This is a genomic window from Ruegeria sp. YTSC192 (genome assembly GCF_059609705.1).
In genome coordinates, this window is sequence record NZ_JBXWMG010000007.1 from 83,170 (window position 1) to 95,588 (window position 12,419).

Consider the following 12,419-nt stretch of genomic DNA (forward strand, 5'->3'; position numbering starts at 1 on the left):
GCCCTTAAGAACGCGTAAATGCCAGATCGCGAGACGTGCTGAATTTGGCAAAAATTGCATGTATTTGAGTAACTTTTGAGAAAGCCTCGCATGCTAGTGGTTCTTGGGAATCGTCAGTAGGTAAATCGGGGTTTTGCGATGAAAAAGCCGAACAGCAATCTGAATTTTCATGCGAATTCCGCAAAGGCTGAACAAAGCGAAAAGCTGGATTTTGCCGAACATCTGTCACGGGCACCCGCGAGTTCGGCTGATGATCCGACCAGAAGTACATTGCATACCGGCGAACAGGCGCAAGGGACGCTGGATGACTTCCAGACCAGTGACGGGTCGCCCTCAACCGGTGGCAGTTTCACTGGAAACGCGGTTGGGGACGAAGGTGTCGGTTCAGACAGTGCAGGTGCGCCGGAAAGCGTGGTTGCACGGGCCGAGTCATCTTGGACCATTAGTCCTGCCAGCGAAAATGAGCAATCGGACTATCAGGGAATGGTGCCCGCCACAGAAATTGCTGATGGCCCGATTTACGCTGCCATCGAGTCCGTTGAATTGCCTGATGTTGCACCTGCGGGAGGGCCTGACGCGCCCACCCCACCGGCAACTCCTGTGGCCTTGTCCCCTCAGCCACAGGAAGAGCAAAACCAAGCCCCAAAGGACATAATGCTCGACGGTTCAAGTCTGGCTGAGAATGTTGAAGGGGCGGTGGTTGGTACCATTGCGGTGTTTGATCCGGATTCGGGTGGCCCTCATCAGTTCGAGGTGTCTGACCCTCGGTTCGAAATCCTCGACGGTCAGTTGCGACTGAAACCCGGTATCGCGCTGGATCATGAAGACGCGGGCCGCCTTGAGGTGGATGTCACCGTCACGGATGAGGGCGGGCTGAGTTTGACCGAGCGTTTTGTGATCGACGTCACGGATGTAAACGAAGGTCCGGAAACGGTGCTGTTGGACAACACGATTGTGGCCGAAAACGCGACGGGCGTGGCGATTGGCGATATATCAACCGTGGACCCCGATCAGCATGACACCCACAGCTATGAGATTTCGGACCAACGCTTTGAAATCGCGGATGGGCAATTGCGCTTGCGGCCCGGTATTTCGTTGAATCACGAGGTTGAAGATCAAATTGAAATCAACATCAAGACAACAGATGCCGGTGGGTTGAGCGTAAGCAAGGCGTTCTCGATCTCCGTTCAGGATATCAACGAAGCCCCGATTGATCTGACCATTTGGAACGGAACGGAAAACCTGATCCGGAATGGCAGTTTTGAGGAGTTCGACCTCGAACAGGGGCGGTGGAGGGGGTTTGAAAACGATCAAACCGGCGCCTGGACAGATGCCAACGGAATCGAGATCTGGGACCGCTTAGGAGGGGTGCAGGCCTCGGATGGTGATCACGTGATGGAGATGGACCACGGTTGGGGCGTGGATAGCATCTCTCAGGTCGTGCAGACACAAGACGGGCAGCTCTATGATCTGGGTCTCGACCTTCGCGAGCGCCTTGCGAATGGTACCGATACGGTTGAGGTATTTTGGAACGACACTCTGGTTGCTGAACTGGACCCCAAATCGTCCGATTGGGAAACGTTCCAGCTGCAGGTTGTCGGAACAGGTCAGGACAAGCTGGAACTGCGTGAGGTCGAAGGACAGAACGATTCCTACGGCGCTTTGGTCGACAATATCACACTGACCGAGGCGCAGCTGACCGTGGCCGAACACGTGGCTGGTGCCGTTGTCGGTCAAGTCCGGTTTGATGATGCCGATCTTGGCGATACGCACCGGTTCGAGGTCTCGGACGACAGGTTCGAAGTGATCGGGGGGCAGTTGCGCCTGAAACCGGGCGTTGCCCTTGATCGAAGCGAGGCTGAGGCCCTGGCGGTTGATGTCACTGTCGTCGACGAGGGCGGGTTAAGCACGACCGAGACACTTTCGATCTCGGTTGCTGACAGGCCGGATATGTCGATCAACACCGGGTTTCACGCCAAGTATTTCGACGTCGATCAACGTCTCAAGCGACTTGAAGATGTGAATTGGGATGCCCCCGCCACGCATCAGGAGGTTGCGACCGAGATTAACTATGAAGTCAGCCGTGGATCCTTTTGGGAGGATGGATCGCGAGACACATTCGGCGTCGAGGTCACTGGGACGGTGCAGGTTTCGGAGGGCGGGACGTTTACCTTCCATCTCGGTGCGGACGATGGCGCGATGCTGTTAGTTGATGGCGTTCCAGTCATCGACAATGATGGTCTGCATGGCTATCGAACCCGTTCCGGTCAGATTGACCTAGAGCCCGGAGCGCATTCAATAGAAGTTCGCTACTTTGAGAATTTTGGTCACGCGGGCTTGAAACTGGAATGGGATGGCCCCGGTCTTGACGGTCGGCAGCTTGTTTCGGCCCCGGATGCCGCTGAGACGCAGGTCGTAGCCGGGACGCCTTTAGCCTTCGATATCGACACAACGGCTTTGGAAATTGGCCACGATACCCTGTTTTCCCTGGATGGATTGCCGCCAGGAACGCAGGTCGAAGTGGACGGCCAGACCCATTTGGCCGGGTCAGACGGCACCGTGGAAATGGATGGATGGAAGGGGGATTTGCTGATCATACAGCCTCCATTCGATTTCTCGGGCCCCATTGATGTAGGGGTACGGTCCTCCACACCAACCGAATTCGGCGGTAGCCAAGACACTGTCCAGACAATTTCATTCGAGGCTCATCCGGCGCAGGTTTTCGCACCAACCGCGCAAGTGAATGGAGGATTTCAGGCCAGTTACTTCGACGTGGAAAGTAGGTTGTCGAAATTGGACGACATTGATTGGGGCGCCGACCCGACACATCAGGAAATTGTGTCTGAAATTCACTACAAAAACAGCGCAGACTCGTTCTGGGAAGGCGGATCAAAAGACACATTCGGCGCCCGCTTGGAGGGGCGCATTTCGGTCGAAGAAGGCGGCAAATACACTTTCTTTGCAGGAGGGGATGATGGCGTCGTATTGTTTGTCAATGGTGTCGAGGTGATCGAGAATGATGGTCTGCACGCCTATAGGACCCGAGCCGGTCAGATCGAACTCGACCCCGGCATCCACGATATCGAGGTCAGGTATTTTGAGAACTACGGTCATGCCGGCTTGAAGCTGGAATGGGATGGCCCCGATACAGAAGGCCGCGCATTGGTGCAGGCGGAGCCGGGACTGGCGGTTGAGGAGAACGGGACCTTGGCGCTTGGCATTGATCTGGCGGGTGCCAGTGATCAGGCGGATGTAGCGATTGATGGGTTGCCAGCGAACAGCCTGATCGTCGGTGCCGAGGCGGCGGTAATGTCGGATGGGGGGCCGGTTGATGTGACCGGCTGGGATATCGACTATCTTGAAATCTCACCGCCACCCGGGTTTGAGGGTACAATTGATGGCCAGATCGTGATCTCGGATACCGGCTTTAACGGCGCGCCGGTGACATCGACAACCGCGTTTTCGATGGAGGTTGGTGATGTTGATGCGCTTACGAAACTCGATGCGCCAGATGAATTCGCGTTTTTTGCGAATGCCTCGGGCAACGGGGATGTAGCAACTTGGGATGTTGATTCATCCGACGCTGCGCAAGACGACACAGATGATGTTCTGAATGAGGAGGTAATCTCGCCCTCACACGCTGAGATCACGAGTATCGAGACGGAGGCCTATGAAAGGGTCGATTGGTAGCCTGCGGCTGGGTTATTCGGATGTGGATATGAAAAAATAGACCCATTCGCCTTTGAATTCCGGGTCTTTGGCGCGGGCGTCGGCGACACGATCTTTGAGGAATTCAAGGTAGGGTCCCGCTGGTTCGATCAGGGGTCTTTCCTCATCAAAGAGGGGGGTCGACGCCGCAAAGGCCACCGCGATTTCTTGTCCGTATGGAGGGCCGATGGTGATGAAAAGGCCAGGGTCGTCCTGCTTCTCAGCGCCAATTTTGAATGCAGATTTGGCTGGTGTTCTGGCAAGAGGGACCGATGCGTTTGGGCTGAGGTGTATGACCTGACCGTCGGCGTCGAAATAGTCGATATATATATAGGCGTCGTAGTCAGCTCCAGTCAGATCAAGAACCAGTTGCTGGCCCGAGGTGTATCGAAACTCTCGCGTGTGTATGTCGTCGCCCACCAGCAGGGGGTTGGTGATCTGGTCAGTGGATTGTGGCAGCCCAACATCTACGATCCCGCCAAGCGCGCCGCATTGGGGTCGGGGAAGGATCAGCAGATTGTCGGCGACCTGAATATTGGCCCCCATCTGCGCCTGTAGTGCTGAAAGGACGGGCGCGCGCAGACCGTTTTCCGGGATATGACCGATCAGTTCAAGGGTATTTGTCTCTGGACGGAACTGCACCTGAAGGCGCGCGCAGGGCACCTGGGCCAGCAAACCGTCTATGCCATCACGCAAGTCCTCAGCCGCTTGGCCCGCATCTTCGGGGCGTGTGAAACTTTGAAAGGCGGCGAGGCTTACGGGATCAATCGGGGAATCGTCATTTGCCGAAAACACATCAGCCGCCTTGGCCTTTGGGACGTCAGGTTGGGTTTGGGTCAAAGCGACGGGCTGTGCCTGCACGGCCTGAGTGGAATCGAAGGCAGGCTGTGTCAACGCCACTGATTCCGTCTGCACCCTGTTGGATGTCAGCGTGGTCGTCGACAATTCGGCCGAGGCCAGAGCCACCGGAACAGCCTGTTCGGCAACGACAGGTTGCGGCTTGTTCTGAACCGCCGCAAGAGGTTGCGCTTGGGTGGCAACCTGATCTCTGGCCGCAACGCTCAGGGCGTTTGCTGCAATGGCCGGGGCCGAGGATTGAGGAATAGCGCCCTGCGCCAATCGCGCGCCGCTTGTTTCTTCGGCTGAGGTCGCCTCGGCATCCGGTTGCGCCTGCGCTGCAGTGCTTTGTTTCACCTGATGGGCCGAAAGTTGCATTCGCGTTTCCGGCACGGGTTGCTCGACTACGGGTTCAGGTTCCGTAGACCAAAAAAGAGCGACCGCAGCCATAGCGTGAATTGCGAGCGAACAGAACAGCGCGACGCCCCATATCAGCGGAGTGCGCGTCACCGGACCGGACCCGGAGGTGTAACGACCAGCACCACCTCCCGCGCGCCCATCGCCTCGAACGTGGCGATCAAGGGCAATACTTCCCGCAGGGCGGCATCCTGATGGGCGTTGATGCGGAGCAGCAGGTCGGGCTGTTCGGACAGTGCCGCCTCAACCGATTGCGCGATCTGATCTGCCGAAAGCTCTGCGCCGTCCAGGGCCAATTGGCCATCGGCGCTGACCGACAGGGTCAATCCTCCCGCTGGCATGTCCGCTCCGGTTTGCGACACCGGCGGGGTCACGTCGAATGGAGCGGTGGCGTCCATGCGTCCGATGAGCATGAAGAAGACCAGCAGGAAAAAGACGACATCTATCAGGGCAATGATAGTTTCCGGGTGATGGCGCGGGGCAGGGCGGGTGATCTTCACGGGCGCGCCTCCAGCCGGACGACGCGCATGTTGGTCACGCCTGCGCGGGTGACGACGTCCATGACAGTGACCAGCGCCTGCATTCGGGCGCTGCCGGTTGGCAGCACGATCACCGGAGTTGCCTGGGCTTGGGCTATTCTGGCGGACAACAGCCCCTCAAGCTCCTCAGCGGTCAGCGCCTGCCCTCGGAAATAGGGCGCTCCGTCGTTTCCGATACGGATGACCACGGCGCTGGCTGGTTCTTCTGATGGGGCCGACGGCGCAGGTTGATCCGATTGAGCCAGGGCCGGGATCATGTCGAGGTTCAGGTAGGTCGAGGTCACCATGAAGAACACCAGCAGGATCAACATCACGTCGATCATCGGCACCAGAGAGATCAGGGGCCGTGTCGGTTTACGTCTGTTCAGGCTAAGCTCGGCGGACATATGTGAACCCTTACTGCGTGCCGCGTTCCTCGATCACCATCAACTGCCCGACGGCGTTCTCGATCGCCTGAGCGCCCGCTTCTGCGCGGCCCGATAGCAGCGATGCTCCGACAGCGGCGGGGATGGCGACCAGTAGACCGGCGGCTGTTGTCAGCAAGGCCTGCCAAATCCCGCCCGCAAGGACCGAGGCATTGGCCGCGCCTTGCGCCAGCTCCAGCTCCTGAAACGACTGGATCATGCCGGTCACGGTCCCCAACAGGCCAAGCAGGGGCGAAATCATCGCGATCAGCTCCAGCACGCGAATCCATGTGTTCATGGCCGCGAATTCCTGATTGCCGCGACGTGTAAGTTCAGCCATCAAGGCAGGCCCCTTGAACCCATCGTTCAGCGCCTGCATGGCGTAGGCGCAGACGCGATCGGCCGGAGATTTCCCAGCAGCGACGGCGGCCTGTGCCGCCTGCTTGTCGCCCTTGGACCACTGCACCAGCGCTGTGTCCCTCGCGGCTCCGCCCGACCGAACGGGGGCGAGTTGCATCGCTTTGATGACGATCAAAGTGACCGAAAGCAGCGACAACGCGCCAAGGATTGCGATGATTGGGCCTCCTGCGCCCAGTGTCTCAAGCCCGAACATGATCTATTGCGCCAGATTGGCTGAGGTCTTGCTGTCCAGCGCCAGCAACGGGAAGCAATCCAGAGGTTCGGCATTCTGGGGCTTGCAGGCCGGCAGATCATGCAGCAGCACCTCTGAGATGTTTGAGCATTCGATCTGGGGGATTTCGAACAGTTTCAGTACGGTGCGTTGAACGGGTAGCGGGGCCGCGTCGATGGACAGCAGTCGGTCGATCACGCCATTGCTGTCGAGGATCGCCAGCGACATCTCGAATTCTTCGAAACTGTTGTCGGTCTGATTGCGAAACAGAAAGAACGCGCGGCATCCTCCGCCATCGGCGGGTTCGAATTTGTTCAGCTCAATACCAAGGCGGCCCCCATCGGCCTGCGCGGTTGCGGCCATCAGTGTCAATGCAACTGCGCCGAAAAGGGAATTTCTCATCTTCCTACCTCTGTTGCCGGTCGTTGAACCCAGATGCAATGTCTCAGCCCGTGGGTCTTTGCCAAGAACATTGCAACAGCAGGCGGCATGCGGAAAGATAATTCTTTAAAAGGGGGCAATTGCATTGCAATACTGAACCTGCCCCAGCGTAAACAAACGGTACGACCGTTCGGGAATATGTGTATATTGATCGAGAATTGGTCTGTGCATTGCGACCGATTAACCACACAAACGGCAGAGGAAACGGGAAGTGTTTGCGAGTTTCACGTTCATGTGAACTAATTCATACACAAGATCACAGGCGCTGCTGTAAGCGATTCAACAAGAACAACAAGCTGCGATCGAACAGGACGGTATTGGGAATAAAATGGACCTTTCATCTTATCTGGAGCCCAGAGACGACGAACCCCCCAGCGGAGAAAATCTGGAATACGATCCGGCGTTTACGGACCTTGAGATCGCAGCCCAGCCGGGTGAAGAGCGTCAGATGGGCGATGAGGTCGTTGCGGCCGAAGAACAGGACTGGCGCGATGTCGAGGAAAAAGCCTTGGCCGTCATGGACAAAAGCCATGACATTCGCGCTGCCATCTATCTGGCCGAGGCTGTTTTGCATGCCAAGGGCCTGCCTGCCTTTGCCTCGGCCGTGGGCTATGTGAAAGCCCTGCTGGAAGAAAATTGGGACACCTGCCACCCCGAGCTGGATGAAGACGATGGCGATGCCACCATGCGCATCAATGCGGTGCGCGGTCTGGCCTCGTCCGATCGGATGGTGCGCGCGTTGCGTCGGACGGGTCTGACAGACAGCCGCATGTTCGGTCAAATGACCCTGCGCCATCTGGATGTTGCCGAAGGCCGCATCAACATGCCCGCAGACCTGGACGATGCGCCGGATGCAACCGGGGTCGCGGCGGCATTCAAGGACACTGATGACGAGGTGTTGGAGGCCAATGCCGAAGCGGCCTCTGCGGCGCTGGATGATGTTGAGGCAATCGACGCTGTATTCAGTGATAAAACACCCGGCGAAGGCCCGGATCTGACGCCTCTTTCTGATGCGCTCAAAAGCATCAAGCAGGCGTTGGCCAGTTATGCCGATGTAGGTGAGGCCGAAGAAGACGATTCCGGTGACGATGACGGCCCAAGCAGCCCATCGGGCGCCCCGGCTGCGCCGATGGCGTCGGGCGGTGGTGGCGGTGGGGCGATCAACACGCCCGAAGATGTCACGCGGATGCTGGAACGCATCATGGATTATTATGCCCGGTGTGAGCCCTCAAGCCCTCTGCCAATTTTGCTTGAGCGCGCCAAGCGCCTTGTGAATGCTGATTTTCTGACGATTATCGAAGACATGGCAAAAGAAGGTCTGGACGAGGTGCGCCAGATCGGCGGCATTAAAGAAGACGACGATGACGATTATTGATCCGTTTTGGCGTAAGCCGAACACCGGATTGAAAAGAAACACTGATGGATGAATCGAGGAGCATCAGATGGCTGACAGTTCACAAAAATTTATAGCCCGGAACAGGGCTCCGAGGGTTCAGATCGAATATGATGTTGAACTCTATGGTGCCGAAAAGAAGGTACAGCTGCCCTTTGTCATGGGCGTCATGAGCGACCTTGCGGGAAAATCCGAGGTCGAGCAGCCCGCCGTGGCTGACCGGAAGTTCCTGGAGATCGACGTCGACAATTTCGACGACCGGATGAAATCGATGGCACCGCGCGCGGCCTTTACCGTGCCGAACACCCTGACGGGTGAGGGTAATCTGGCCGTCGATATTACCTTCGAAAGCATGGATGATTTCAGCCCCGCTGCGATTGCCGCGAAGGTTGCGCCGCTGAAAGAATTGCTGGATGCGCGCACCCAACTGTCCAACCTGATGACATATATGGATGGTAAAACCGGGGCTGAGGATCTGATTTCGAAGATCATGCAGGACCCGTCGCTGCTGAAGACACTGGCAGCCCAGCCAAAGCCGGGCGCTGACGCCGCCGAGGAGGAGTAAAAGATGGCCGAAGAAGAAGCCAAGGTAGAAGCCACTGAGGGCGCAACCGCGTTTGGGTCCTCGGAATTCGAGGCGCTGCTGACCAAGGAATTCCGCCCCAAGTCGGACCAGGCGAAAACCGCTGTTGAAAGCGCGGTCAAGACGCTGGCCGAACAGGCGCTGGCCAATACCGGCCTGATTTCGGACGACGCTTTGCGGTCGATCGAAGGGATCATTGCCGAGATCGACAAGAAGCTGACCGAACAGGTCAACCTGATCCTGCATCACGAAGACTTCCAGCAGATGGAAGGCGCGTGGCGCGGTCTGCATTATCTGGTGAACAACACCGAAACCGACGAGATGTTGAAAATCCGCGTGATGAACATCTCGAAGAAGGACATGCACAAGACCCTGCGCAAGTTCAAAGGGACTGCATGGGATCAGTCGCCGATCTTCAAGAAGCTCTATGAAGAAGAATTCGGCCAGTTTGGTGGTGAGCCCTATGGCTCGCTGGTGGCGGACTATCACTTTGACCACAGCCCGCAGGATATCGAGCTGCTGGGCGAGATGTCGAAGATCGCAGCCGCCGCGCATGCGCCTCTGATTACCGGGGCCAAGCCCAGCCTGTTCCAGATGGACAGCTGGTCGGAACTGGCCAACCCGCGCGATCTGACCAAGATATTCCAGACACCGGAATATGCCGCATGGCGCAGCCTTCGCGAAAGCGAGGATTCCAAATATGTCGGTCTTGCGATGCCCCGGTTCCTGGGTCGTCTGCCCTATGGGTCGAAAACCGAACCGGTCGAGGAATTCGCGTTCGAAGAAGACACCACCGGTGCCAACAGCGACAGCTACAGCTGGGTGAACGCGGCCTATGGAATGGCTGTGAACATTAACCGGTCCTTCAAGGAATACGGTTGGTGCTCGCGCATTCGTGGCGTGGAAAGCGGCGGCACGGTCGAAGGCCTGCCCGCACATACATTCCCGACCGACGATGGCGGCGTGGACATGAAGTGCCCGACCGAGATCGCGATTTCGGACCGTCGCGAAGCGGAACTGGCGAAGAATGGCATGATGCCTCTGATCCACCGCAAGAACAGCGACTCGGCGACCTTCATTGGCGCGCAATCTCTGCACAAGCCGGCGGAATATGATGATGCGGATGCAACCGCGAATGCCAATCTGGCTGCGCGTCTGCCGTACCTATTCGCGACCTGCCGATTCGCGCATTACCTGAAATGCATGGTGCGTGACAAAGTCGGCTCGTTCAAAAGCCGCCAGGACATGGAATCTTGGCTTCAAGGCTGGATCAACCAATACGTGGACTTCAACGCGGATATCTCGGCCGAAGCGGAAAAAGCACGTAAGCCTTTGGCCTCGGCCGAGGTGGTTGTGGAAGACGTTGAAGGGAACCCGGGCTACTATACCTCCAAGTTCTTCCTGCGCCCGCACTATCAGCTGGAAGGCCTGTCGGTCTCTCTGCGTCTTGTATCGAAACTTCCGTCCGAAAAAGCCGGATAAAGGTCAAAAAAAATGGCGGCATGTGATGTGTTTCACTGCCGCCTTCAGGACCCTCCGGTAAACCGGGTTTAGGAACTAGAAAAGAGGAAGGCTAAAATGGAAAACGTATTTGTAAAAATGGACTTCCCGGGCGAAGCACGGGAAAAGCAGCACAAAGACTGGATCGCGGTTAAGTCGATCTCGTGGGAGGTTGAGCGGACGCTGGACATGTCCGACATGGGCACCACACAGCGCGGCTATGCCAACGCGAATTTCGGCAAAGTGACCCTGAACACCGAGCTCAGCAAAGCGTCGGCCAAGATCATGACCTATGTCGCGTCGGGTGCATCGAACAAAGAGATGGTCATTCACATGTGCCGGTCGGGGGATGACCAGAAGAAAGGCATGGAGCCTTATCTGATTATCAAGCTGCGTGACGCAGTCGTGGACAGCTACTCGGTTGACGGTGGCGAAGACTCGATCCCGTCGGAAACCTGGACCGTCGCGTATCGTGGCATCTCGGTCAAATACAAGATCGCCGACTTCAGTACGGGTAAGCTCAGCGACTGCAATGAGTTCCTGTGGAACCTGGAAACCGGCGACGTCAGCTAAGGTTTCAAACGACGACTGGTCCCGGTGGTATGTGCCGCCGGGGCTTTTGCACTTATTTCATCCTGACTGCGCGAGGGTTACATGACGCCGGAAGAGCATCTTAAATCAGGCGATCTGGCGGCCACATTGGCCTCTCTGCAAGATAAAGTCCGTGCCAATCCCGCAGACGCCAAGCTGCGGATTTTTCTGTTTCAGTTGCTCTGTGTGATGGGCGACTGGAAACGCGCGATCACCCAGTTGAAACTGAGCGCGGAAATGGATGAAGCGGCCACGATGATGGCCAAAACCTACCGCGAAGCCATCATTTGTGAGGTCTACCGCGAAAAGGTTTTCGCGGGTGAAAAGACCCCGATGATTTTTGGTGAGCCGGAAGAGTGGCTGGCCCATCTGATCGAAGCGCAGAAACTAACGGCTGGCGGTCATTTCGATCAGGCCGCCGAGATGCGCGCAAAAGCGTTCGACGCTGCGCCTGCGACATCCGGTACGGTAAACGGTGAAGCGTTCGAATGGATCGCCGATGCCGATATGCGGCTGGGACCGGTCCTTGAGGTGATCGTGAATGGTCGCTATTTCTGGCTGCCTTTTTCCCAGATCGTTCGGGTCGACATCGAACCGCCCAGCGACCTGCGCGACGCGGTCTGGACAGCCTGCACGCTGACAGTCGCCAGCGGAGGGGAACTCGCCGCCCTGATTCCGACACGCTATGCCGGGTCAACCGGGCAAGGCGATGACGCCGCCCGTCTGGCGCGGGCGACCACTTGGGTTGATGCCGGTGGCGAAACCTTTGTGGGGTTGGGCCAGCGTTTGCTGACAACAGATAAATCCGACATCGCGTTGCTGGACATTCGCGAACTGGTTCTGGACGTGGCTGCCGGGGCCGGAGAAACGGCAGGAGATGGCTGAAAAGACCCTTGCCGAACGCCTTCAGCCCTCGCTTTTGGATCGGTTGACGGATGACTCACCGGATCAAAGGAAAGAGGGGCGGGATTCCCGCGTGATTGATGTTGGGCGCCTGCGCGAGATCATTCAACGCGATCTGTCCATGCTGCTGAACACCACTGATCAATCCGATCTGATTGATGAGGACGTCTATCCTTATGCCTCCAAATCTGTCCTGAACTACGGCATCCGGCAGACGTCCGGCTCGTTCTCGACCCTGCGTCAGGCCCAGCGGATCCAGAAATCCATTGCCGATTCTATCGAGGTGTTTGAACCTCGGATCGTGAAAGGATCGGTCGCGGTCGAATTGCGCTCGGAAAAGCAATCGGGCGAGATGCATGTAGATTATGACATCCGCGCGGTGATGTGGGCGCAGCCCATGCCTTTGGAATTGTATCTGCGCAGCCGGGTCGATGTGACCACCGGCGAAGTTGCGATCGAGCGGAGCTAGGCG

General features: G+C 57.4%; 12 protein-coding genes. 7 read left to right on the forward strand and 5 right to left on the reverse strand.

Going from position 1 to position 12,419, the window contains the following annotated elements:
• The first annotated feature begins 138 nt into the window (after window positions 1–138).
• Entirely contained in the window at window positions 139–3,690 is a 3,552-nt protein-coding gene (locus AC2FD8_RS11855) for a PA14 domain-containing protein (RefSeq protein WP_496856346.1), read from the forward strand.
• Window positions 3,691–3,702: 12 nt separating this feature from the next.
• Here AC2FD8_RS11855 and AC2FD8_RS11860 read toward each other — a convergent pair whose 3' ends face one another.
• The 5 genes from AC2FD8_RS11860 to AC2FD8_RS11880 form a co-directional block, all read right to left on the reverse strand.
• On the reverse strand, window positions 3,703–4,923 hold the full coding sequence (locus AC2FD8_RS11860; protein ID WP_496856348.1) for a DUF4384 domain-containing protein: 1,221 nt from the start codon (window positions 4,921–4,923) through the stop codon (window positions 3,703–3,705).
• 128 nt (window positions 4,924–5,051) lie between these two features.
• Window positions 5,052–5,462 (reverse strand): ExbD/TolR family protein, encoded by a 411-nt coding sequence (locus AC2FD8_RS11865; RefSeq protein ID WP_496856350.1) that lies wholly within the window; start codon window positions 5,460–5,462, stop codon window positions 5,052–5,054.
• A complete protein-coding gene (locus AC2FD8_RS11870) occupies window positions 5,459–5,887 on the reverse strand; it encodes an ExbD/TolR family protein (RefSeq protein ID WP_496856352.1) in 429 nt (142 codons plus the stop codon). The genes AC2FD8_RS11865 and AC2FD8_RS11870 overlap by 4 nt, the downstream gene beginning before the upstream one ends.
• Window positions 5,888–5,897: 10 nt before the next feature.
• Window positions 5,898–6,518, reverse strand: a complete 621-nt coding sequence (locus tag AC2FD8_RS11875) for a MotA/TolQ/ExbB proton channel family protein (protein ID WP_496856354.1) — start codon at window positions 6,516–6,518, stop codon at window positions 5,898–5,900.
• Window positions 6,519–6,521: 3 nt separating this feature from the next.
• On the reverse strand, window positions 6,522–6,938 hold the full coding sequence (locus tag AC2FD8_RS11880; RefSeq protein ID WP_496856355.1) for a hypothetical protein: 417 nt from the start codon (window positions 6,936–6,938) through the stop codon (window positions 6,522–6,524).
• Window positions 6,939–7,305: 367 nt separating this feature from the next.
• Here AC2FD8_RS11880 and tssA point away from each other — a divergent pair, with 367 nt between their 5' ends.
• The 6 genes from tssA to tssE all read left to right on the forward strand — a co-directional run bounded on the left by tssA (window position 7,306) and on the right by tssE (window position 12,416).
• Window positions 7,306–8,352 carry a type VI secretion system protein TssA gene (tssA, locus tag AC2FD8_RS11885; RefSeq protein WP_496856357.1) on the forward strand — a complete coding sequence of 349 codons (1,047 nt, stop codon included), beginning with the start codon at window positions 7,306–7,308 and terminating at the stop codon, window positions 8,350–8,352.
• A gap of 67 nt (window positions 8,353–8,419) precedes the next feature.
• Window positions 8,420–8,935 (forward strand): type VI secretion system contractile sheath small subunit, encoded by a 516-nt coding sequence (tssB, locus tag AC2FD8_RS11890; RefSeq protein WP_496856359.1) that lies wholly within the window; start codon window positions 8,420–8,422, stop codon window positions 8,933–8,935.
• Between the two features lie 3 nt (window positions 8,936–8,938).
• Entirely contained in the window at window positions 8,939–10,435 is a 1,497-nt protein-coding gene (tssC, locus tag AC2FD8_RS11895) for a type VI secretion system contractile sheath large subunit (protein WP_496856361.1), read from the forward strand.
• 96 nt (window positions 10,436–10,531) lie between these two features.
• A complete protein-coding gene (locus AC2FD8_RS11900; RefSeq protein ID WP_496856363.1) occupies window positions 10,532–11,026 on the forward strand; it encodes an Hcp family type VI secretion system effector in 495 nt (164 codons plus the stop codon).
• Window positions 11,027–11,107: 81 nt separating this feature from the next.
• Window positions 11,108–11,929 carry a type VI secretion system accessory protein TagJ gene (locus tag AC2FD8_RS11905; protein ID WP_496856365.1) on the forward strand — a complete coding sequence of 274 codons (822 nt, stop codon included), beginning with the start codon at window positions 11,108–11,110 and terminating at the stop codon, window positions 11,927–11,929.
• On the forward strand, window positions 11,922–12,416 hold the full coding sequence (tssE, locus tag AC2FD8_RS11910) for a type VI secretion system baseplate subunit TssE (protein WP_496856367.1): 495 nt from the start codon (window positions 11,922–11,924) through the stop codon (window positions 12,414–12,416). The genes AC2FD8_RS11905 and tssE overlap by 8 nt, the downstream gene beginning before the upstream one ends.
• Window positions 12,417–12,419: the final 3 nt, after the last annotated feature.